The organism is Streptomyces sp. NPDC044003 (genome assembly GCF_056435185.1).
On sequence record NZ_JBWKFA010000002.1, the window covers coordinates 279389 to 301525 of the forward strand.

General features: G+C 73.6%; 17 protein-coding genes. 11 read left to right on the plus strand and 6 right to left on the minus strand.

All coding sequences use genetic code 11. The annotated features are described in order from the left end of the window. The first annotated feature begins 155 nt into the window (after positions 1–155). Entirely contained in the window at positions 156–2819 is a 2664-nt protein-coding gene (locus AC07AW_RS07935; protein WP_478814609.1) for a CocE/NonD family hydrolase, read from the plus strand. A gap of 5 nt (positions 2820–2824) precedes the next feature. Further along, positions 2825–3691 (plus strand): ABC transporter permease, encoded by an 867-nt coding sequence (locus tag AC07AW_RS07940; protein WP_478815306.1) that lies wholly within the window; start codon positions 2825–2827, stop codon positions 3689–3691. 10 nt (positions 3692–3701) lie between these two features. Here the strand turns inward: AC07AW_RS07940 and AC07AW_RS07945 are convergent, their stop codons facing one another. Continuing rightward, entirely contained in the window at positions 3702–4421 is a 720-nt protein-coding gene (locus AC07AW_RS07945; protein ID WP_478814610.1) for a helix-turn-helix domain-containing protein, read from the minus strand. Positions 4422–4636: 215 nt separating this feature from the next. Between AC07AW_RS07945 and AC07AW_RS07950 the strand changes: the two genes are divergently transcribed. The 4 genes from AC07AW_RS07950 (at position 4637) to AC07AW_RS07965 (ending at position 10122) form a co-directional block, all read left to right on the plus strand. Further along, positions 4637–6226 carry a vWA domain-containing protein gene (locus tag AC07AW_RS07950; protein WP_478814611.1) on the plus strand — a complete coding sequence of 530 codons (1590 nt, stop codon included), beginning with the start codon at positions 4637–4639 and terminating at the stop codon, positions 6224–6226. Between the two features lie 39 nt (positions 6227–6265). Continuing rightward, complete coding sequence (locus tag AC07AW_RS07955) at positions 6266–6736, plus strand: anthrone oxygenase family protein (protein ID WP_478814612.1); 471 nt, start codon at positions 6266–6268, stop codon at positions 6734–6736. 309 nt (positions 6737–7045) lie between these two features. Next, positions 7046–7957, plus strand: coding sequence for an AfsR/SARP family transcriptional regulator (locus AC07AW_RS07960; RefSeq protein WP_478814613.1), 912 nt, complete (start codon positions 7046–7048; stop codon positions 7955–7957). 146 nt (positions 7958–8103) lie between these two features. Next, a complete protein-coding gene (locus AC07AW_RS07965; RefSeq protein WP_478814614.1) occupies positions 8104–10122 on the plus strand; it encodes a helix-turn-helix domain-containing protein in 2019 nt (672 codons plus the stop codon). Between the two features lie 12 nt (positions 10123–10134). On the opposite strand, the gene AC07AW_RS07970 is transcribed toward AC07AW_RS07965, so the two are convergent. Next, complete coding sequence (locus AC07AW_RS07970; protein ID WP_478814615.1) at positions 10135–11400, minus strand: IS701 family transposase; 1266 nt, start codon at positions 11398–11400, stop codon at positions 10135–10137. A gap of 399 nt (positions 11401–11799) precedes the next feature. Between AC07AW_RS07970 and crcB (AC07AW_RS07975) the strand changes: the two genes are divergently transcribed. Together crcB (AC07AW_RS07975) and crcB (AC07AW_RS07980) are read left to right on the plus strand one after the other, a co-directional pair. Then, positions 11800–12216: a fluoride efflux transporter CrcB gene (gene crcB / locus AC07AW_RS07975; protein ID WP_478814616.1), complete on the plus strand. Its 417-nt coding sequence runs from the start codon at positions 11800–11802 to the stop codon at positions 12214–12216. Next, positions 12213–12569, plus strand: coding sequence for a fluoride efflux transporter CrcB (gene crcB / locus AC07AW_RS07980; RefSeq protein ID WP_478814617.1), 357 nt, complete (start codon positions 12213–12215; stop codon positions 12567–12569). Before crcB (AC07AW_RS07975) ends, crcB (AC07AW_RS07980) begins: the two co-directional genes overlap by 4 nt. A 9-nt stretch (positions 12570–12578) precedes the next feature. On the opposite strand, the gene pucL is transcribed toward crcB (AC07AW_RS07980), so the two are convergent. Beyond that, the gene (pucL, locus tag AC07AW_RS07985) at positions 12579–13496 is read right to left on the minus strand and encodes a factor-independent urate hydroxylase (RefSeq protein ID WP_478814618.1); all 918 of its coding nucleotides are present in this window, start codon (positions 13494–13496) and stop codon (positions 12579–12581) included. Between the two features lie 201 nt (positions 13497–13697). Further along, positions 13698–14843 (minus strand): winged helix DNA-binding domain-containing protein, encoded by a 1146-nt coding sequence (locus tag AC07AW_RS07990; protein ID WP_478814619.1) that lies wholly within the window; start codon positions 14841–14843, stop codon positions 13698–13700. 269 nt (positions 14844–15112) lie between these two features. Between AC07AW_RS07990 and AC07AW_RS07995 the strand changes: the two genes are divergently transcribed. Both AC07AW_RS07995 and AC07AW_RS08000 read left to right on the plus strand, forming a co-directional pair. Next, positions 15113–15979 (plus strand): hypothetical protein, encoded by an 867-nt coding sequence (locus tag AC07AW_RS07995; protein ID WP_478814620.1) that lies wholly within the window; start codon positions 15113–15115, stop codon positions 15977–15979. 133 nt (positions 15980–16112) lie between these two features. Further along, the gene (locus tag AC07AW_RS08000; protein ID WP_478814621.1) at positions 16113–17453 is read left to right on the plus strand and encodes an esterase-like activity of phytase family protein; all 1341 of its coding nucleotides are present in this window, start codon (positions 16113–16115) and stop codon (positions 17451–17453) included. Here AC07AW_RS08000 and AC07AW_RS08005 read toward each other — a convergent pair. After that, positions 17428–19035, minus strand: a complete 1608-nt coding sequence (locus AC07AW_RS08005) for an IucA/IucC family protein (RefSeq protein ID WP_478814622.1) — start codon at positions 19033–19035, stop codon at positions 17428–17430. The two genes, AC07AW_RS08000 and AC07AW_RS08005, sit on opposite strands and share 26 nt — an antisense overlap. Before the next feature lie 73 nt (positions 19036–19108). Here AC07AW_RS08005 and AC07AW_RS08010 point away from each other — a divergent pair, with 73 nt between their 5' ends. Then, entirely contained in the window at positions 19109–21094 is a 1986-nt protein-coding gene (locus tag AC07AW_RS08010; RefSeq protein ID WP_478814623.1) for an IucA/IucC family protein, read from the plus strand. 188 nt (positions 21095–21282) lie between these two features. Here the strand turns inward: AC07AW_RS08010 and AC07AW_RS08015 are convergent, their stop codons facing one another. Beyond that, positions 21283–22122 (minus strand): PhzF family phenazine biosynthesis protein, encoded by an 840-nt coding sequence (locus AC07AW_RS08015; protein ID WP_478814624.1) that lies wholly within the window; start codon positions 22120–22122, stop codon positions 21283–21285. Positions 22123–22137 lie beyond the last annotated feature (15 nt).

Sequence of the window (22137 nt, forward strand, 5' to 3'; positions counted from 1 at the left end):
CGTCTCCCCGTGCCCGCGCGCCGGCCGTCCGTGTCCCGGCCGTCCGTGTACCGCGCCCGCTGTACGCGGACCGTACTCCGTACGACTCCAGGAGGTGCGACACCTCCGTCTCCGGGCAGCCGTGCCGCACAGCCCGGGCACCTAGGCTCGACCCCATGCGACTCCGACTTCCCCGGTGGGCCGCGGTCACCGCCGCACTCGCCGTCCTCGCGGGCGCCGGCACCTGGACCGCCGTCGCCCAGGACGATCCGCCGCCCGTGCACCGCGCGGACCGGATGCTCGACGTCGACGGGGTACGGCTCGACACCTCGTACTTCACCGGCGCGGGCGCCGGCCGCCGGCCCGCCGTCCTCCTCGGCCACGGCTTCGGCGGCTCCAAGGACGACGTCCGCGCCCAGGCCGAGGGCCTCGCCCGCGAGGGATACGCCGTCCTCACCTGGTCCGCCCGAGGCTTCGGCGCCTCCACCGGAGAGATCGGCCTCAACGACCCCGACCACGAGGTCGCGGACGTGCGGAAGCTGATCGACTGGCTCGCCGCCCGCCCCGAGGTCCTCCTCGACAAGCCCGGCGACCCGCGCGTCGGCGTCACCGGCGCCTCCTACGGCGGCGCGATCTCCCTGCTCGCGGCCGGTCACGACCCGCGCGTCGACGCCATCGCCCCCCAGATCACCTACTGGAACCTCGCCGACGCCCTCTTCCCGAACGGCGTCTTCAAGAAGCTCTGGGCAGGGATCTTCTTCTCGGCGGGCTCCCCGGCTTCGGGCGGCGGCCCGGCCGCGGGCGGCTCCCCGGCCGCGGGCGGCTCCTGCGGCCGGTTCACCGCCGAACTCTGCTCCCTCTACCAGCGCGTCGCCGTCGCCGGGAAGCCCGACGCCGCCGCCCGCGCCCTCCTCGAAGCCCGCAGCCCCTCCGCCGTGGGCGCGCGCGTCAAGGTGCCCGCACTCCTCGTGCAGGGCCAGTCCGACTCCCTCTTCACCCTCGCCCAGTCCGACGCCATGGCCCGCACCCTCACGGCCAACGGCGCGCCCGTCGCCGTCGACTGGATCGCCGGCGGCCACGACGGCGGCGACCGCGAGACCGACCGCGTCGAACGCCGCATCACCACCTGGTTCGACCGCTGGCTGAAACGCGACGCCTCCGTCGACACCGGTCCCGCGTTCCGCGTCAGCCGCACCGGCGGCGTGGACTCCACCGACGGGCAGGCCACCCTGCGCGCCGCGACCGCCGACCACTACCCGGGGCTCACCTCCGGCACCACGAGCCTCGCCCTCGGCGGGGCACCACAGACCTTCACCAACCCGCCGGGCGCCGCACCGCCCGCTGTCTCCGCCGTCCCCGGCCTCGGCGGCGGACTCTCCGGCCTCTCCTCCCTCGGCGTCGGCCTCTCCCTCGACTTCCCCGGCCAGCACGCCCGCTTCGACGCGAAGCCGCAGGCCGAGGCGGTGCGGATCACCGGCACACCGACCGTCCGCGTCAAGGTCACCTCCACCGCCGCCGACGGTTCCGCCGTCCTCTTCGCCAAGGTGTACGACGTGGGGCCCGACGGACGGCAGCAGGTGCTGCCCGCCCAGCTCGTCACCCCCGTCCGCGTCGAGGGCGCCAAGGCCGGGAGGAGCGTCACGCTGACCCTGCCCGCGATCGACCACGAGGTGGAGGCCGGGCACCGGCTGCGGCTCGTCGTCGCCGCCACCGACCTCGGCTACGCCTCCCCGACGGTCCCCGCCGGCTACACCGTCGCCGTCGAGGGCCCGCTCACCGTGCCCACCGCGCCCGGTCTCGCCACCCAGGCCGCCGCCCTGCCCTGGTGGGTGTGGGGCCTGCCGCTCCTCGGCCTCGCCGGCGCCGCCGCCCTGCTGCTCACCGCCCGCCGCAAGGTGACGGCGCCCGCGCCCGACCCCGAACTCGCCGCCGTACCGCTCCAGATCACCGGCCTGTCGAAGAAGTACAAGGGCGGCGAGCGGTACAGCGTCCGGGACCTCTCCTTCCGCGTCGAGAAGGGCCAGGTCCTCGGCCTCCTCGGGCCGAACGGCGCGGGCAAGACCACCACCCTGCGCATGCTGATGGGCCTCATCACCCCCGACGAGGGCGAGATCCGGGTCTTCGGCCGGGCCATCAGGCCGGGCGCCCCGGTGCTCTCCCGCGTCGGCGCCTTCGTCGAGGGCGCGGGCTTCCTGCCGCATCTGTCGGGCCGGGAGAACCTGGACCTGTACTGGAAGGCCACCGGCCGCCCCGCCGAGGACGCCCACGTCGACGAGGCCCTGCGGATCGCGAACCTGGGCGGCGCCCTCGAACGGGCCGTCCGCACCTACTCGCAGGGCATGCGGCAGCGCCTCGCCCTCGCCCAGGCCATGCTGGGCCTGCCCGACCTGCTGATCCTCGACGAGCCGACCAACGGCCTCGACCCGCCGCAGATCCGTGAGATGCGCGAGGTGATGATCCGGTACGCGGCCGGGGGCCGGACCGTCATCGTCTCCAGCCATCTCCTCGCCGAGGTCGAACAGTCCTGCACCCATCTGGTCGTCATGGACCGGGGGCAGCTCGTGCAGGCCGGACCGGTCGCCGAGATCACCGGCTCCGGCGACACCCTGCTCGTCACCCTCGGGGAGACCGTCCCCGACGCCCTGGTCGAGAAGGTCGGCGCCCTGCCGGGAGTCGGCTCCGCCGCCCGCACCGACGGCGGTCTCCTGGTCCGCCTCGACGGCCTCGACCCGACCGCCCTCATCGGCGAACTCGTCCGCCTGGACGTGCCGCTGACCGGGGTCGGCCCCCACCGGCGTCTGGAGGACGCCTTCCTGACCCTGATCGGAGGAGCCGCGTGACCGCCATGGCCACCCCGCCCATCCCGTCGCCGCGCGCCCCCGGCTACCGGCCCGGACGCACCCTGCCCCTGCGCGTCGAGGCCCTCCGCCAGTGGAAGCGCCGGCGGACCATGGTCATGGGCGGCATCCTCGTCGCCCTGCCCTTCGTCCTCATCGCGGCCTTCGCGATCGGCGGCTCCGGGGACGGCGACCGCAACGGCCGCATCACCCTGATGGACACGGCGACGGCTTCCGGCGCCAACTTCGCGGCGACCTGCCTCTTCGTCTCGGCCGGCTTCCTCCTCGTCATCCCGGTGGCACTGTTCTGCGGGGACACGGTCGCCTCCGAGGCGAGCTGGTCCTCCCTGCGGTATCTGCTCGCCGCGCCCGTCCCGCGCTCCCGGCTCCTCGCCTCCAAGCTGACGGTCGCCCTCGGCTACAGCACGGCCGCGATGGTCCTCCTCCCGCTCGTGGCCCTGGCCGCGGGCACGGTCGCCTACGGCTGGGGGCCGCTCCAGCTGCCGACGGGTGGCTCGGTGCCCGCCGGGGACGCCCTGCTCAGGATCGGGATCGCCGTCGTCTTCGTCTTCGCCTCCCAACTGGTCACCGCGGGCCTCGCCTTCTGGCTGTCCACCCGCACCGACGCCCCGCTCGGCGCGGTGGGCGGCGCCGTCGGCCTGACCATCGTCGGCAACGTCCTGGACGCCGTCACGGCGCTCGGCGACTGGCGCGACTTCCTGCCCGCGCACTGGCAGTTCGCCTGGATCGACGCGCTCCAGCCCCAGCTGGAGTGGGGCGGCATGCTGAAGGGCACGGCGATCTCCCTGACGTACGCCCTGGTCCTCTTCGCGCTCGCCTTCCGCGGCTTCGCCCGCAAGGACATCGTGTCCTAGAGCCCTCTCGTCACAACCACCCCCTCCGAGCCGCTTCCGCGCCCGCGCGGAAGCGGCTCGTCGTGCCGAGGGCCGCCATCAGCTCGCCCACCCTGCGGCTGTACGTCCGCGCGGACATGCCGAGCCGGGCGGCCGCCGTCTCGTCCGTGACCCCCGACAGGAGGGCGTCGAGCACCGGGCGCAGCTGGTGCGGCAGATCGCGGGGCGGCGGCGGTGGCGGCGCCGCGTACGCCAGGTCCTCGGCCGCCTCCCAGCAGGCGTGATGGGCCCGGACGAGGGCCTGCACCACGACCGGGTCCCGGATGAGCAGCAGCCCGTTGTAGAGCAGCTCCAGATCGAGCGGGACCGCGGCGACCGTCCGGTCGACGAGGATCATCTTGAACGGGATGGCCTCCGCGAGGCGGGCCCGGCCGGGGATCCGGAGCCCCCCTGCGATCCGGGGCAGCGCATGCCGCGGGACGATCCGTCTGACCTCCTCGGCCCGCTCCGCCGAGGCCCGCATGCACGCTCCCGCCAGCTCCAGGAACGGCTCGGGGATCGCGCAGCCCGCGGACGCGACCGGGTCGTCGAAGGTCAGCAACTCGTGCCGGGTGGAGGCGGCAAGCCCGGCGAGCGCGGCGCTGATGCGCCGCGCGCCCCGGACCGGCCGCCCGGCGGGCCGCTGTCCCTCGGTCACGGCCCGGTTCATCGCCGAACGGGCGAGCATCACGGAGCCCGCGCTCTCTGCCACCGCTGACCACCCCCGCCCGATCGATGTCCACTCCATGTACGCATGCGACTGCACACGGTGACAACCCCTGTTGAAAAGGATGGCGAATCCATGCCACCCGACGTCACCCGTGTCGCCGTTGCCGCATCGAGATCCATCCGCAACTCCTTCGACTGCTCCCCGCGGGCCTCTCGTTCGTCACATTCACAAGTGCCCGACAAAGAGGGGGAGATGAGATGGAACGACAGAACCAGGTGCGGTCCCGGCGCAGAGGGACCCGGTTCCCGGCCGTGGTCGCGGCTCTGCTCGCGGCCGGACTCGCCGTCGGCGGCTGCGGCGCGGGCGGCGAACGCAGCACCGCCGACAGGGGATCGAAGGGCGGCGGCCGGGCCGCCCCCGACGCCGCGACCGTCGCGCCCCAGGAGGGCGAGCAGCGCTCGCCGACGCCGGCCCCCGACTACCTGTCCACCTTCGCGCTCGACGTGGACACCGCCTCGTACGGCTACGCCCGCCGCACCCTCGCCGAGGGACGGCTGCCCGACCCCACGACCGTGCGCCCCGAGGAGTTCGTCAACAGCTTCCGCCCCGACTACCCGCGCCCGAAGGACAACGGCTTCAGCGTGACCCTCGACGGGGCCCGCACCGGCACCGACGGCTGGTCCCTGCTGAGGGTCGGGCTCGCCACCCGGGGCGCCGACCGGAAGGCCGAACGCCCGCCCGCCGCCCTCACCTTCGTCGTCGACGTCTCCGGCTCGATGAAGGAGCCGGGCCGGCTCGACCTGGTCAAGGAGTCTCTGGGGCTGCTCGCCGGGCAGCTCCGCGACGACGACTCGATCGCGCTCGTCACCTTCAGCGACGAGGCCGAGACCCGGCTGCCCATGACCCGCGTCGGGGGCGCCCGCGACCGGATCCGCGAGGTCGTCGACGCGCTGGAGACGAGCTCGTCCACCAACGTGGAGGCGGGCGTCCGCACCGGCTACGACGTCGCCGTCGAGGGCCACCGCAAGGGCGCCACCAACCGGGTGGTGCTGCTCTCCGACGCCCTCGCCAACACCGGTGACACCGAGGCCGAGTCGATCCTCGCGCGGATCGACGAGGAGCGCAGGGAGTACGGGATCACCCTCTTCGGGGTGGGCGTCGGCAGCGAGTACGGCGACGACTTCATGGAGCGGCTCGCCGACAAGGGCGACGGGCAGACGACGTACGTCTCGAACTCGGCACAGGCCCGGAAGGTCTTCGTCGACCAGCTGCCCGCCCATGTCGAGCTGCGCGCCCGCGACGCGAAGGCGCAGGTCGCCTTCGAACGGGGGAACGTCGAGAAGTTCCGGCTCATCGGGTACGAGAACCGGGCGGTCGCCGACGAGGACTTCCGGAACGATCGGGTGGACGGCGGCGAGATCGGGGCCGGTCACACGGTCACCGCGCTCTACGCGGTCAAGACGAGGCCCGGGGCGTCCGGCCTGATGGCCACGGCCACGGTCCGCTGGCTCGACCCGGTCACCCGGGCCCCGCACGAGCGCTCCGACGCGGTCATGGCGGGTTCGCCGGCGCTGGCCTCCGACGTCTGGACCGAAGGTCACGACAGCCTCCAGCTGACGGCGATCACCGCCTACTTCGCGGACGCCCTGCGCGGCGGCGACCTGCCCGGCGCCCCGAGCCTCCAGCAGCTCGCGAACCGTGCCGGGGCGATCGCCGACCGCTCGGGTTCCGCGGTGGTCCGCGAACTCGCCGACGCCATCCGGCAGGCCTCCGGGCTGCTCGGCCCCCGGGAGGGTGAAGATCCTTCCCAGGAGGGCGAGTTGAAGTCGGGTGATCCGTACAGCTGACATGGGCCAAGGGGCGGGTGGCGGGTGAGAATGGGCCGCATGGCCACCCTGCTGCTCGCCCTCGCCGTCGGAAGCACCGGGCTCTACGCCGGCTTCCTGCTGATCTTCCAGACCGGGATCATGCCCGCGCTCGCCCGTCTGACGGACCCGGAGTTCGTCACCGCGATGCGCCGGATCAACGAGTACGTGCCGAGGGCCGTGTTCCTCACGGTCTTCCTCGGCGTCATCGCCTTCCCCGTCGCCGCGTTCTTCGTCCCCCAGGACGGGCGGACGGACACCCAGAAGTGGCTGGTCCTCGCGGGGCTCGTCTGCGCGGTCCTCAACCACGCGGTGACCATCGGCGGGAACATCCCGCTCAACACGGCCCTCGCGGCGTCCGAGAAGACCCCGGAGGACGATCCTTCGGCGGTCCGGGCCGCCTTCGAGAAGCGCTGGAACGGCTTCCACCGCGCGCGTACGGCCCTGATCACCCTCGCGTTCGGGCTGCTCACCGCCGCCGCCGTGCTCTAGAGGAACTCGAAAACCGTACCCCGCTGCCGGTTTCTGGCGTGAACTCGCGGGTGTCGGCCCTCCTCGCCTCTGCAGAGACCCTGCGAAACCGTACCCCCGAGTCCTGAAACCGTCTCTTGGCATGCACAAGATCTCCGCCACTGACGAAAATCTGACGCGCGAAAATCCTGACGAACGGGGTGAATCACCACGATATCCGGGGGCGTCATTCCGTACCCTCCGGTTTCTTATTGACATGCCTACGGGGGTCTTTTCTAATCATCGAGAGTCGACCCGCGCGCAGACACCGCACAGGCATGAGGGGGCAAGGTGGACGTCCGGATCCTGGGGGGGCTGTCGGTACGTGAGAACGGGGTGTCCATCACCCCGACGGCGGCCGCGCCCCGGCAGCTGCTCGCCCTGCTCACGGCCAGCGCCGACCAGGTCGTCCCCGTGACGGTCCTGACCGAGGAACTGTGGCCGTCCGGCGCACCGCGCGGAGCCCGCCACGAGCTCCAGGCGCACATAGCCGGGCTGCGCAGCCTCATCGCGGGCGCCCTGCGCGACGCCGAGCCGGCGGAGCCGCGCCCCGGCTGGTCAGACCGGCGCAGCGCCGACGCGATCCTCGTCTCCCAGCCCGGCGGCTACCGGCTCGACACCGGCGGCGGCCCCAACGACGTCTGGCAGTTCGAGCGCGCCGCCGGCGCCGGCTACCGGGCCATGGAGGCCGGCGACCTGTCCCGGGCCGCGCTCCGCCTCGGCGAGGCCCTCGCCCTGTGGCGCGGCGAACCCTACGCGGGCGTGGCCGCGGGACCCCGGCTCCGCAGGGAGATCGAGCGCCTCGAAACCTCCCGGCTCAGCGTCCTCGACCAGTGGATGGAAGCCCAGCTGGGCCTCGGCCGGCACGCCGAACTCGTCTCCGAACTCACCGGACTCGTCGCCCGCTACCGCACCAACGAGCCCCTCCACGCCCACCTCATGGTCGCCCTGCTGCGCAGCGGACAGCACGATGAGGCCCTCGTCGTGTACGAGCGGCTGCGCGTGAACCTCAAGGGCGAGAGCGGCATGGAACCCTCCGCGCGGCTCCGCCGGCTCCAGCGCTCGGTCCTCGCCGTGCGGGACACCGCCGGCCGCCCGCTGTACGCGCCCCGGATCCCCGCGCAGTACGTCCCCGGCCGGTACGACACGGCACCGTACGATCCCGCGCGCGCCCGGCTCGTCCCCGCGGGCTCCGTCGGCTGACCGTCTGACGGGGCGACAGCACCGCCAGGGGGAATGAAGTGCGGCAACTCACCGTTGACCGACTCCCGAAGCCGAATTATTTTCGGCGAGCAGTACGGGTTTCCTCCTAGGTGCCCGATTTCGCTCGACCACGGGGGGCAGGAGCCATGACTTCGCACGGCGCGGACGGAGCCGGTGGTGCCGACGCGCTGCTCACGGTCCTCGAACTGCTCGCCCGGCAGGCCCCGCCCGCCCGCTTCGACACCCTCCTCGACGAGGCCCGGAGCACCGGACTGACCGGCGCGGAACTCCACCGCCTGGAGCGGGCCGTGGAACTCGCCGGCGAGGTCCGCGCCGCACGCGCCCGCGACGCCCGCCGCGAGGCCGGACTCGCCACCCTCACCGACACCGCCCGCGACCTCACCCTCTCCTACGACCTCGACAGCCTGCTGCGGGTCATCACCCGCCGCGCCCGGCGGCTCCTCGACCTCGACCTCGTCTATGTGACCCTGCGCGGCCCGCACGGCGCCTGCTACGTCCACACCACCGAAGGCTCCCGCACCGCGACCGGCCCCGGCCCGCGCCTCACCCCCGGACTCCGGATCGCCGAGGGGTACGGACTCGGCGGCGCCGTCCAGCTCCACGGCGAACCCGTCTGGACCGCCGACTACCTCGCCGACGAGCGCTTCGCCCCCTCCGGCTCCCTCGACGCCGGCGTCCACGCCCCGGCCTTCGACGAGGCCGCCGAATCCGCCCTGCGCGCCGAGGGACTCCACGCCATCGTGGCCGCGCCGCTGCGCAGCGGAGACACCGTCATCGGCGCCCTCTACGGCGCGGACCGGCGCGTCCGCCACCACACCCCGGACGAGATCGCGCTCCTCGCCGGGCTCGCCGACCTCGCCGCCCTCGCCGTCGAGAAGGCCGGGCTCCTGGACCGCACCCGCGCCGAGGTCTCCGAACTGGAGCGGGACAGCTCCCGGGTGCGCACCAGCCTCACCCGGATGCGGCACGTCAGCGAGGCCCACGGCCGCATCATGAACCTCGTCCTCGCGGGCGGCGACCTGTGCAACGTGGCCAAGGCGGCCGCCGACGCCCTCGACGCCACGGTGCTGATCCGCGACCCCGGCGGCCGCCCCCTCGCCACCGCCGGAGACATCCCCGGTCTCGACGAGGAGGCCGTCGCCAAGGCCTCCCTCGACGCCCACGCCCGCCGGCGCCCCGTCCTCGCCGACGACGACATCTGGGTCGCCCCCGTCATCGCGGGCTCCGAGGACCTCGGCGGCCTCGTCATCCGCGCCGCCGGCGGACTCACCGGCGAGGACGAACGGCTCCTCGAACTCGCCGCCCAGTCCGTCGCCTTCCTGCTCCTGATGCGCCGCTCCACCGCCGTCGCCGAAGGACCCGTCCGCGACGAACTCCTCGACGACCTCCTCGCCGACCCGCCGCACGCCCCGCAGCAGATAGCCCAGCGCGCCCGCCGCCTCGGCGTCGACCTCCGCAAGCCGCACGTCCTCGTGCTCGCCCGGCCCGAGGGCGGCGAGCAGGGCCGGGCCGTCGTCTGGGCGTCCTCGTACGCGTACCGCCTCTGCGGCCTCAAAACCGTGCAGGGCGGCTGCATCGTGCTGCTGCTCCCCGGCATCGACGCCTCGGCCGCCGCCAAGGCCGTCGCCGCCGAACTGTCCCCGCTGCTCGGGCACCCCGTCTCCGTCGCCGCCGCCGGACCCGCCCAGAGCCCGGACGGCGTCGGGCGGATGTACCAGGAGGCCGGCCGCTGCCTGGACGCCATGAGCGCGCTCGGCGGCACCGGCTCCGCAGCCTCCGTGCAGGACCTCGGCTTCCTCGGCCTGCTGCTCTCCGACGACAACGACGTCGACGGCTTCGTCGAGGCGGCGATCGGACCCGTACTCGACTACGACGCCGAGCGGTTCACCGACCTCACCCACACCCTGGAGGCGTACTTCGCCTCCGGCGGCAGCCCCACGAACGCGGCCGAGGCGCTCCACGTCCACCCCAACACGGTCTCCCGCCGTCTGGAACGGATCGGCGAACTCCTCGGCCCCGAATGGCAGAAGCCGGGTCAGGTCCTGGAGGTCCAGCTGGCGCTGCGCCTCCAGCGCACCCGGGAGGTCCTGGCCCGGGGCCGCGGCCCGGCAGGTCCGGCCGGCGGCCCCGCGGGACCCGGCTGACCCGCCCGGCCCTCAGCTCGCCGCCGAGCGTCCCGGGGCATAGCCCGTGTCGTACGCCGCGTCCCAGCCGCCGGCCATGACCGTCGCCGCGTGGGCCGCCGAGGCCAGCGTGATGTGACGGTGCCAGCCGCGGAACGAACGGCCCACGAAGTCCCGCAGCCCCGCCCCCTCGCCGACCTCCGCGAAGTCCCGCTCCACCCGGCGGGCGAGCTTGGTGATCCGCACCAGCGAACCGACCGGAGAACCCGTCAGATCGCTGATCCACACCCGGGCCGGGGCCCTGCGCGGGTCGTCCCACTCGCCGAGCAGCACCAGCGGACGCATCCGCTCCCCGCCCGGCGTGGGCAGCGCGACCCGCACGGCCGTCGCGAGCGAGGTCCGCGAGGTGCGCGCCCCCGCCACCGTGTCCACCCAGCTCACCGGCCTGCGCAGCCCCTTGAGCGACTCCAGGATCTGCACGGCGGACAGCGGACCCGCGCCGAAGCCCGGCAGTGAACGGTCGGCGATCGCGAGCCGCGAACCCGGGTTGATCCGGGCCACCACCGGCACGCCCGCCCCGGCGAGCCGGGTCAGGGCCGCCCGCCCCGCACCGCCCCGGATGTCGAGCAGCACCGGCTTGCGGGTGATGTCGGTCCAGCGGGCGGTGTCGAGCGCCGCCGCGACCGCGCACTCCTCCAGGGTCTCCTCGCCGGCCTCCTGCGGAACCTCCGCGCGGTCGCGCCGCGTACGGTCGTTCACCCAGGGATCCGGCAGGAACAGCCGCCAGTTGACCGGCACGCTCAGCTCGTCGCTCGCGAACCACACCCCGAAGGCCTGCTGCCCGTGGAAGACCTGCCCGCGCTCCGGGTCGAACCGCCGGTCCACGCCCACCGAGTGCTCCCCGGCCTTCGGGATGGGCATCGGCCGCACCACCCACGCCTGCGGGCAGCTGTTCCGCTCCAGGTACTTGGCGAGCGCGGCCCGCATGGGCTGCCAGTCCCAGGTGGAGCTGGAGACGAAGTGGTGCAGGCTCTGCTCGGCGGCGGGACCGCCGATCTGCGCGGCGATGTTGCGGATCGACTTGCGGCCCTGCGCCGTGAGCAGACCGTGCAGGTACTGCTCGGCCTTCAGCCGCTGGTCGCGGCGCGGGAAGCCGGAGAACAGCGCGGCACACAGCTCGGCGTAGACGTCCTCGCGCGAATCGGCCGCGCCGCCGGAGGACCTGACGACGCCCAGGGGCACGGCCGGGGCGACGGCCCCGGTGACGGCCCTGCGCTTGGTTGCGACGGATGTACTCACGACACTCCTGCCCGAAGGTTGCGCAGCTCCCTCCCGCTGCTCCACCACCCTCGCCCGCCCCCGCCCGCCGGGACGAGGTGTACCCGGCACCCGAAATGGATTCCGGATGGTGGCCGGACCACCTCCCCCTCCGTCTCCGCAGGTCAGCGCCCCCACCACCGCCGTGTCACGGACCCCCGTCATGGGCTTCCGAAATACCCCGGGAGCACCCGGCGAATACCCCGCGGGGGGATCTGACAGACTCGCCGGCCCCGCTTTGACCCCTCGCAGGGAGTGGCCGGACCATCGCAGAGCGAGGCTGCACGGGCCGGGTCCCGGTTAATGCCCCAGGCCGGGAGCCGTGCCTGTGCGCCTCGCCTCGCACCGCCACCGCCCGGGGAGCCCTTTAACCTTGGGCCCATGGCGCTGCGCAAGGAACTGCAGGTCGTCGCGGTGATCGCCGTCGGCGGCGCCCTCGGCGCGGTCGCGCGGTACGGCGCCTCGCTGGCCTGGCCCACCCCCGAGGGCGCCTTCCCCTGGACGGTCCTCACCGTCAACGCGTCCGGCTGCGCGGTGCTCGGCGTCCTCATGGTCCTGCTCACCGAGACCACGACGGCCCCGCACCCGCTGCTCCGGCCCTTCCTCGGCACCGGCTTCTGCGGCGGGTTCACCACCTTCTCGACGTACAGCCTCGACACCCAGCGCCTGCTGAGCGCGGGCGACCCGACGCGGGGTCTCCTCTATCTGGGCGGGACCCTGCTCACCGCCCTCGTCGCCGTCTGGGCGGGCGTCACCGCCGCCCGCGCGCTCGTACGGAGCCGGGGGAGGCACGCGTGAACTGGCTGCTCGTCGTGGCGGGAGCCACCGTCGGCGCACCCCTGCGCTATCTCACCGACCGCGCGGTCCAGGCCCGCCACGGCTCGGTCTTCCCGTGGGGCACCTTCGCCGTCAACGTCGTGGGGTCGTTCGTCCTCGGACTCCTGACCGGCGTCTCCTCGGCCCAGGCGCACCTGCTGCTCGGCACGGGCTTCTGCGGCGCCCTCACCACGTACTCCACGTTCTCGTACGAGACGTTCCGGCTGTACGAGAACGGGGCGAAGGGCTACGCGGCGCTGAACGTGGCCGGGAGCCTGGCCGCCGGACTCGGAGCCGTATGGCTGGGAGTGGAGACGGCGGCCGGGCTCGCCTGACCCACCGGGTCAGGCGGTGATCCAGTCGCTGGTCGCGATCACCGGCTGGACGCCCTGACGGTGGATGGTGCCCTCGATCAGGCCGTACATCCGGTCGGCCGCGAAGTACACCTCGTTGTCGTTCTTCAGCCCGAACGGCTCCAGGTCCACCAGGAAGTGGTGCTTGTTCGGCAGGTTGAGCCGGACCTCGTTGACGGTGGAGACGTGGTCGAGGACCCGGTCCGCCATCGCGTGCAGGGTCTGCTGGAGCGAGTAGCTGTACGTCTCCGCGAACGCCTCCAGCATGTGACGCCGCACCTTGGCGTACGAGGCGTCCCAGTCGTGCTCCGCGTCCGCCGCCGCCGAGGCCGAGTTCGCCCAGCGGGCGGTCACCTTGGTGGCCAGGATGCGGTCGTACGCCTCCTGGAGCGTCGTGTACCTGTCCTTGATGAAGCCGTGGAACTCGGAGTTGGTCGAGTTCATCACCGTCAGCTCCTTCAGGCCCGACAGGACCTGGAGGCCGGTGGTCTCCGAGTACGTGATCTGCGCGGTACGGACCTCCTGCCCCTTGCGCGCGAAGGAGTGCTGCTCCTTGCGGCTCGGCACCGAGATCCGCTCCCAGGCGAACTCCTCGACGCGGATCTGCGCCTCGTGGATCACGGCCTGGGAGGACACGAAGTGCTTCGCGAGGAGGATGCCGAAGGCCTCGGGGGAGGCCACGCCGTGCTCCTTGGCGAAGGCGTAGACCGTGTTCTTGGTGGTGTCGGTCGGCAGGCAGTTGCCGTTGTCACCGGTCAGATGGACATCGCGGTACTCGCCGCGCAGCGCCACCGACACGTTCAGGTCGCGGATCTCGTGCCACGCGCCGTCGTTGCCCTTGCGGGTGACCGTGACGATGCGGTTCTCGGCCTTGCCGTACTGGTTCTGGGCGAGGACGTGCTTGCTCATGTGCTGCTCAGCTCCTGCGGGTACGTGGATACGGATATCCCGTACGCCCGGCGTCCAGCACCCTCCGTCGTCCAGGAGGTCGCTCCCCGCCGTCCGGTCCGTGAACGGCGGACCGCCCCGGGACTGACGAGCATCCCGGTCCGTAGGTGTCGGCTCGAAGATAGGTGCGTTCCGGGTGGCTGGCAATGGGGGAGCCGGCCCTCAGGAGGGCAGCACCCGGGACTCGACCGTCGGCAGCCCCTTGACCCACCAGTGGTCGTAGCGGCGGTAGACGTGCGGGTCCCGGGCCGCGATCAGCCGCCCGAGCGACTCGGCCTCGGCGGCGAGCGCCTCCCACACCCCGGCCGGCAGCGGGTGGAAGGCCGAGGCCTCGATCCCGCCCTCGACCGGTCGCCAGACCCCGGCCACGTACCCGTCGACGAGCAGTGTCGGGAGCGTGTCGCCGTTCACGCGGATGACGCGCTTGCGGTACTCGGGCGGGATGACGCGGCTGCGGTCCGCGTAGGCCAGCAGGACGCTGTCCCACATCGCGAGCAGCCGGGGCGGAGCCGGGAGGTCCTCGTCGGGCCGCTCCGCCCCCGGCACGTCGTACAGCACCGCCCCGTCGGGCCCTTCCAGGCGCTCCAGTTCGCCCTCCAGGGCCTTCACCGCCGCCCGTACGAGACCGCGCGGGGCCATCGTGAACTGCGCCATGTCCGGCACGGACGCGGGCCCGAAGCCCTCCAGGTAACGCCGGATCAGGACGGCCAGGCCGGCGGCGGACGCCTCCGGGTCGCGGAGCACCGGCAGTTCGCTCGCGGTGACGAAGGACTGCGCGGCGCCGAACGACCACGGCGGGCCGGTCGGCGCGTGCCACAGCGGGGCGTACTGCCGGACCATCCGCCACACCACGTTCTCCACGGGCCCGCCCCGGCCCTCCTCGATGTGCTCCTTCAACTCGGCCCCGGTCCGCGCGCTCCCGGCGTACTCCAGGAGGCCCGGCAGCAGCTCGTCGGCGTCGGCGGCCGTGAACCCCGCCTTCGTGAACCGGGGATCGTGCAGCCGCGACCCGCGCATCGTCGGCTCCATGCCCTCCCGGAAGGCCCGGTAGTCCTCGGCGTGCACCAGATGCAGCGTGAGCCGCATCAGCGTCGACCTGACCAACTCGAAACCGTGCACGGCCTCGTCGAGACGGTCCGGGTCGAAGCCGGCGATCCTGCTCCACAGCGCCACGTACGGGGAGCCCGGATGCTGCGCCTGGAGGCCCACCACCCGCCGTACCGCGTCCGCGACGCCGAGCGGCGCCCGCTCCAGGAGCAACTGCCGTTGGAGGGTGGAGCGGTTGAGGGCGCGCGCGGTGATGACCATGGCGCGATTCTCTCTCCCAGGACTGACAGCGACCCAACGTCACGGAGGTCTGGCGCCAGGACGGCACCGTCCTCCTCCACCGCACCAGCCCCGTATCGATCCCCGGCATACGCCGCCCGGGCCCGGACAGCACCCCGATCCGGGAAGCCGCCCCGGAGGACGTGGGCGCCGACCTGCTGCTGCGGTAGGCCCCGTCCCGTCCCGTCCGGTTCACCGGGGCCACGTCCGCGGGTCACGCCGTTCTCACCCGCGCTCGTGAGCATCGGCGCATGACCTTCCTGCCTCGGGCCACGCGCCCGGCCGCCGTCGGCTCCGCCGTCGCCCTCGCCGTCGCCGCCGCACTCCTCGCCCCGACCTCGCCGGCGTACGCCGCGAGCAACGCCGTCCCCACGTACGAGGTGAAGATCAACCTCACCACGGCGGCCCTCGACGCGAGCTTCGCCCCGAGCGCGGCGGTCAAGTCGGCCTTCGGGATCACCGGTTCGGCCAAGGCCCGCTCGTACAGCTACTACGACACCGACGCGCTCGCGCTCGACACCCAGGGCTGGAGCGTGCGCCTGCGCCACAAGAGCGGCTCGTCGTTCGAGGAGACGTACAAGAAGCGGTTCCCCGTGACGAACGGCGACATCGACGCCGCGCTCACCACGGCCAACGCCGCCGGCTTCGACAGCGGCGACACCAACTACGACGCCGAGGTCGACTGGGGCTACGCCAAGCAGACCCTCAGCTTCTCCAACGAGAAGTCCCACAGCTCCAGCGGCTACTCGGGCACCGCGATGCCGACGAGCACGACCGGCCGCACCTGGCTCGTCAACGACATCCCCGGCAAGCTGGAGAACTGGGGCAGCACCGGCTGGGGCAAGACCACGCTGCAGGCCTCCCGCGCCCACGGACCGGTGAGCTCGAAGGTGTACGGGGGCGCCTGGGGCCCCTCCGACGACGCGAGCATCGAGGTGCTGCCGGTCGTCGGCGCCGGCGGGACGGGCACGGAGTACGTCATCGAGCTGTCCTTCAAGACCAGCTCGTACGCCGACGCGGCCGACCTGCACGCGGACGCCATCGCCGTCGCCGAGGCCAACGGCTGGCTCTACCACGGCGACATCCTGAAGACGCAGCTGATCCTCGACCGCTACTGAGCGGGCCGCACGGAGGCGTGCGTTCACCCAGGACTCGCCCGGGCGTCGCGAACGCGTCGCCCGGAGTTGAGTGAAGGACTGGACCATGAGGCCGCCCTCACCGGCGACTTTCCATGTCATCCAGGGAGTTCAGATGAATCCGCGCCTCCTGCGCCGGCCCGCCCTCGCCGTCCTGCCGCTGTCCGCCGCGCTCGCGTGCTCGGTGGTCGTGGGGACGGCCGACGCGACGCCGGCGCACCACGGCAGCCCCGCCGCCCGGGTCGTCTCCACCTCGACCCTGCCCGACATCCCGCTGGCCGAGTTCAGCAACGGCCTGCTGCCGGGCAGCGTCGCCGACGACCGGGGCGTCGACCTCGGCGGCATCGGCAGCGACCTCTACCCGGCCGGCCGGCGCGGCGAGTACTGGACCGTCACCGACCGGGGCCCCAACGGCCAGATAGCCGTCGGCAAGGACAAGCGGCGCACCTTCCCCGTGCCCGGCTTCGACCCGGCCATCGTGAAGATCCGTACCGTCGGCGACCGCATCCAGGTCCTGAAGTCCCTCCCGCTGACCACCGCCTCCGGCGCCCCCGTCACCGGCCTGCCGAACCAGCCGGGCCGCGACGAGGCCCCGTACACCTACGACGCCGCCACCCCGCTCACGTACAACCCGAACGGCCTGGACACCGAGGGCCTCGTCCGGGACCGGGACGGCAGCTTCTGGCTGGTCGACGAGTACGGGCCCTCGCTCGTGCACGTCTCCGCGAAGGGCCGGATCCTCGCCCGCCACGTCCCCCAGGGCCTCAACCTGACCGGCACCGACTACCCGGTCGTCGAGTCGCTGCCGTCGATCTTCCTCCAGCGCAAGGTCAACCGGGGCTTCGAGGGCCTCGCGCTGCTGCCCGACGGCGACCTCGTCCTCGGCCTCCAGAGCCCGCTGCTCAATCCCGACAAGGTCTCCGGCGAGAACTCCCGCACCACCAGGCTGCTGCGCTTCTCGCCCCGCGAGAACCGGGTCACCGCCGAGTATGCCTACCGCTTCGACACCGTCGACGTCGTCGAGCCCGGCCAGACGAAGACCTCCGAGCTGAAGCTCTCCGCGCTCGTCGCCGTCGGCGGCGACCGCCTCCTCGTGCAGGAGCGCACCGACAAGGCCGCCCGCCTCTACGAGGTCCGTCTCCGCCGCGGCTCCGACATCCTCGGCACGACGTGGGACACCGCCGCCGGACCGACCCTGGAGCAGCTCGACGACGCGGCGGCGGCCCAGGTGCCGGTGCTCGACAAGCGGCTCGTGATCGACCTGAACACCGTCGAGGGCGTCCCCGGGAAGATCGAGGGCGTCGCCGTCGAGGGCTCCTCGACGCTCGTCCTGCTCAACGACAACGACTTCGGGATGACGGACGGCCCGCAGGCCTTCGACGCGAACGGCCGCCTCGTCGACAGCGGCATCGACACGACGCTCGTACGGGTCAGGCTGGACCGCCCGGTCCGCTGAGCCCTCGACGGGACGGCGGCCGCAGAGGATTCGCCATCGGTACGTAGCGGGCGTCGGCGCCGTCCACGTCGAGCCAGCGCAGCAGGAGGTTGGTCTTCGCCGGCACATGCGGCGAGCCGAGCAGCTCGGTGATCTCCACCGGACCGCCGTGCTCCGCCGCGTACCCGGCGAACACCGCCCGCGCCCGCGGCCACAGCTCACCGGCGAGCTCCGGAAGGCGGTCGGTGAGCGCGCCGGCGATCTCGGAGAGGTTGTTCGTCACCAGGCAGTACGCCAGCCGCTCCCAGCCGTGCGCCGCGTCGAGGACCGGGGCGGGCCCCCGCGACGCGTACCGGTCCAGGAGCGCGCGGTGCCGCTCGGCGACGATCCGTATCCCCTCGTGGTCCCGGAAGATCACCTGCGCGGGGAGGCCTGCGGCGTCCACGCCCACGAGGACGTTCTGCAGATGGCACTCCAGGACCAGGCCGTGCGCCCGCCAGGCGTGCAGCACCGGCGGCACCAGCTGGTCGAGGTAGCGCTGCCACCAGAGGAGCGCCCGCTCGGGGGTGAGCCCGTCGAGCGGGTTGCCGGGGAAGCCCTCGCCGATGCCCGCCGCGAGCAGCGGTGTCACCCCTGGCAGCAGATGCGGCCGCAGACCCTCGCGGGCGATCACCGCGAAACCCTCGTAGGCGTGCTGCCCGCCGAGGTCGGCGGTGCGGTAGCCCCGGTCCGCGAGGAAACTCGCGGTCGGCAGGGGATCGAAGGCGGGCCCGAGGAGCTCGCCGATCGTCCGCAGCCAGAGGAGGTCGCGCAGCTCCAGACGGCGGTTTCCGTTGGTGATCTGCACGTCGAGGCTGAACTTGCAGAAGGTGTCGATCTCGGGCAGGTACACGGTCCGCACGGAGGAGGTCGCGACGGCGTGCCCCGCGCGGGGCGCACTCGGACCGAGCCGGAGAAGCCGCCCGTCACGGAAGGCGGGCAGGTCACCGAGCAGATGGATCTCCCACGGGTGGATGGGAAGAACGAGGTGACCATCGGGTCCCGTGGTCCCCAGCGCGTCCAGGAGGGACAGATCACCGTCCTCCGCGACGACATCGCCCCGGACGCCGAGGAGCTCCAGCGGGAAGCGGGCGTACGCCTCGGGCGCGTACGGCAGCCAGCTCTCCGGGGCGCCCGTGCCGCGCGCCTTGGGGGCGGGGTGGTACCGGTGGCCGGCGAGCAGGGCCTGCTCGGACCGCAGATACAGGTCCTCCGGAGGGCGGGCGGACGCGCGCGCGTCCTGGAGCGCCGCGACGACGTCGCGGCTGTCGGTCATCTCGCGGACGACGCCCCTGTTGGTGACGCCGGTGCGGCGGCCGAGCTCGTCGGCGGTCAGCGCCACGAGGGCGTCGAAGGTCAGCGGGAGCCAGCCGCCGTCGGTACGGACGCAGGGCTCGGTGGGCCGTCGCCCGGCCCGTACCCGCAGCAGCCGGCCGGTCGCGGGGAGCCGGTGGACGACGTGGTCGGCATCGGGGTGGGGGCCGGTCTCGGCGACCTCCCGGATCAGGCAGTTGAGGAGGGCGGTGGCCGACAGGGCGTCGGCCCGGCCCTTGGCTTCACTCACGACAGCGCCTTCCACCCGTGCCCCGGCGGGTCGTCCACCGGTAGGGACATCCTGCGCAGGGTAGTGAGCCTTCATGCACTCCGCTCCGGATCACGATACGAGCGCACACGCCGAAACGCGCGCCCCTGAGGCGGCCTGCGCCGACGAGGCCGAGGCCGCGTTGGACGACGGCCTCGGGGGCGCCTTCGCGGACGGCCTCGCGGGCGCCTTTGCCGACGGCCTCGCGGGCGCCTTTGCCGACGGCCTTGAGGCAGGCTCCGCCGACGGCCTCGGGGCCGTATCCGCTGCCGAGCCTGAGGCCGCTTTCGCCGACGGCCGCGAGGCAGCCTTTGCCGATGGCCTTGCGGGCGCTTTCGCTGACGGCCTTGAGGCAGGCTCCGTCGACGGCCTCGGGGCGGTATCCGCCGCCGAGCCCGAGGCCGTCTTCGCCGACGACCTCGCGGGCGTGGCTCCGTATCTCCTCGCCGCCTACCGCCGGGAACTGCCCCCGGCCCGGGCGGCGGTCCTCGGGCGGCTGTGGCGCGCGCTGCTGCACGAGCCGCTGCCGGGGGTCGCGGTGCGTGACGCGCACACCGGGCGGGTGGAGCTCGCCGACGGCCGGGTCCTGAGCGGGCCGCCCCGGCTCCCGTACGACCTGGTGGTCCCCGGTGAGGACACGACCGTACGGCTCGACGGCCGCGCCCACGACCACCCGGCCGTCCTCCTCGCCGAGCTCGGCCTGCCGGGCGCCGACCCCTTCGTCGCCGAAGTCGGCCACAGCGTCGCCTCCCTGGCGCTGTCCCGGGCGGGCGCGGCGCGGGCGGCTTCCGCGGCCCCCCGACCGCTCCCCGCCGACCCCCTCGCCCACGTCGAGCAGAGCCTCGTCGACGGGCACCCGTACCACCCCTGCTGCCGCAGCCGGCCCGGTCTCTCCGTCGCCGAGCAGCTCGCGTACGCGCCCGAGCACCGCCCCGTCGTCGGCCTCGATCTGGTGGCGGTCCCCGCCGATCGGTGCCTGGTCGCGGGGGAGTGGCCCGACCGGCTGCGGGACGGCGACCGGCTGTTGCTGCCCGTGCACCCCTGGCAGACCGCGCACCTGCTGCCGGGCCTCGGACACGCTCCGTACGTCACCGGAGCGATCCCCGCCCGGCCGCTGATGAGCGTACGGACCCTCGCCCCGCTCGACGGCGGACCGCATCTGAAGACGGCGCTGACCACGCGGATGACCAGCGCGATCCGCGACATCTCGGCGAGCGGCGTCGCGAACAGCGCGCCGCTCTCCGCGCTGCTGACGAGCGTCGTGGCCGACCTCGCCGACACCCTCCGGATCACCCGCAACCTCGCCGGTGCCTCCGCGCTCGTGCGCGGGGAGCCCAGTGCCGACCTCGCCGTCCTGCTCCGCGAGTCACCGTCCGCCGCCGCGCGGCTGCGCGAGGGGGAGACGGTCCTGCCGGTGGCGGCGCTCGCCGCCCGCCCCGCCGGCGACGGACCGCCGCTGATCAGGTCGCTCCTGGCGGCGGCCGGCGCCCCGGGGGCCGACTGGCTGGCCGCCTTCGCCGACCTCGCGGTCCCACCGCTCGTCCGCCTCCTGAGCCGGGGCGTCGCGCCCGCCGCCCACGGCCAGAACCTCCTGGTCGTGCTGGACGCGCACGCCCGCCCCCGCCGTCTCGTCTACCGGGACCTCGCCGACGTCCGGGTGAGCCCGAGGCGCCTCGCCCGGCACGGTTTCGACGCCGCCGCCGTGGGCGGGAAGGTGATCGACGACGACCCGGACGTGCTCCGCACGATGCTTTTCGGCCACCTCTTCGGCACGACCTTCGGCACGCTCGTCTCCGCCCTCGGCGACCGCGACCGAACCGTCGAGAGCCACCTCTGGTCGATCGTCGCGGCCGCCGCCGACCGTGCTTACGACGCCCTGCCCGCCACCCCGGAGAACCGGGCCGACCGCGCGGCCCTCTTCGCCCCGGAACTCAGGGTCAAGGCCCTCACCCTGATGCGTCTGCGGGGCGTGGACCGCGACGCATGGATCCCGCTCCCGAACCCCCTGGTCCGTACGCCTCACAGGAAGCGCACGTCGTAGCGGTCCTGCGCGGATGCGGGCAGAAGCTCCCGTGACCGAGGCCCGCCTGCTCGCCCGCCGGGACGACGAGTACCGGCTCACCCCCCCCGCGGGGACGGAACTCGTCGAGGCGCTGGCCCCGTTGGAGGCCTGGAGCGAACGATGGGCGAAGGCGTCGGAAGGCCCTACAGAGGGCCCTACGGAAGGCCCTACGGAAGAGCGCCGGGACGCGTGACGACGACGTCCCCGCCCAACCGCACCACCGAGCCGGACATCCCGGCCCGGATGGTGGCGGGACTGCCGAGGGAGTCCCCCATGTCGACGGCGAGGTGGTCGATGCCGCGGCCGGCGAGGTGGGCGGCGAGACAGGCGGTGCTGTTGGCGTTGGCGATGTCCTCGGGGACGCCGATCGACGGGGCGAACATACGGGCTGCGGCCCGCCCCGAGGGCGACGGCGTGGAGTACACGTAGCAGCCCAGGAGCCCGAGGCGGTCACAGGCGTCGCGGAGCCGCCCCATGTCCGGGGCGAGAGCGGCGAGTACGGCCCGCGAGGCGACCGGTACGAGCAGCCGGGGCCGCCCGACGGAGGCGACCCGGATGCCCGGCCCGAGCGCGTCGGGGTGGATGCCGAGCGCGGGCAGGACGAGTTCGGACGCGCCCGGGGCCGGCTCGCCCAGCTCCACGGACCCGTAGGCGAAGCCGACGTCGACGTACGACTCCCTCCGTACGGCCCAGGCGGGGAAGGTGCGGCCCGCGACCCGGAGGGAGACCCGGTAGGAGTCGGTGCCGGCCCGTGCGGCGAGGTGTCCGAGGGCGGCGATCGTGCCGTGCCCGCAGGAGGGCAACTCCCCCTCGGAGGTGAAGAACCGGAGGGAGAAGACCGGGACCCCGTCCGGCCCGGGGTCGGACGGCGAGACGAAGACGGCATGCGAGGCCCCGGCGATCCCGGGCACCCGCCGCCGCTCGTCCTCGCCGAACGGCCCGTCGTCCACGACGGCCGTGGGACTGCCGCCGCGACCGTCGCGTACGCAGGCATGGACGACGGTCACGGACACCCCTCCGAA

Excerpts from the sequence above, each read along its gene's own strand:
- AC07AW_RS07935 (WP_478814609.1), top strand. The coding sequence starts at position 156 with ATGCGACTCCGACTTCCCCGGTGGGCCGCGGTCACCGCCGCACTCGCC.
- AC07AW_RS07940 (WP_478815306.1), top strand. The coding sequence starts at position 2,825 with ATGGCCACCCCGCCCATCCCGTCGCCGCGCGCCCCCGGCTACCGGCCC.
- AC07AW_RS07950 (WP_478814611.1), top strand. The coding sequence starts at position 4,637 with ATGGAACGACAGAACCAGGTGCGGTCCCGGCGCAGAGGGACCCGGTTC.
- AC07AW_RS07955 (WP_478814612.1), top strand. The coding sequence starts at position 6,266 with ATGGCCACCCTGCTGCTCGCCCTCGCCGTCGGAAGCACCGGGCTCTAC.
- AC07AW_RS07965 (WP_478814614.1), top strand. The coding sequence starts at position 8,104 with ATGACTTCGCACGGCGCGGACGGAGCCGGTGGTGCCGACGCGCTGCTC.
- crcB (WP_478814616.1), top strand. The coding sequence starts at position 11,800 with ATGGCGCTGCGCAAGGAACTGCAGGTCGTCGCGGTGATCGCCGTCGGC.
- pucL (WP_478814618.1), bottom strand. The coding sequence starts at position 13,496 with ATGAGCAAGCACGTCCTCGCCCAGAACCAGTACGGCAAGGCCGAGAAC.
- AC07AW_RS07990 (WP_478814619.1), bottom strand. The coding sequence starts at position 14,843 with ATGGTCATCACCGCGCGCGCCCTCAACCGCTCCACCCTCCAACGGCAG.
- AC07AW_RS07995 (WP_478814620.1), top strand. The coding sequence starts at position 15,113 with ATGACCTTCCTGCCTCGGGCCACGCGCCCGGCCGCCGTCGGCTCCGCC.
- AC07AW_RS08000 (WP_478814621.1), top strand. The coding sequence starts at position 16,113 with ATGAATCCGCGCCTCCTGCGCCGGCCCGCCCTCGCCGTCCTGCCGCTG.
- AC07AW_RS08010 (WP_478814623.1), top strand. The coding sequence starts at position 19,109 with ATGCACTCCGCTCCGGATCACGATACGAGCGCACACGCCGAAACGCGC.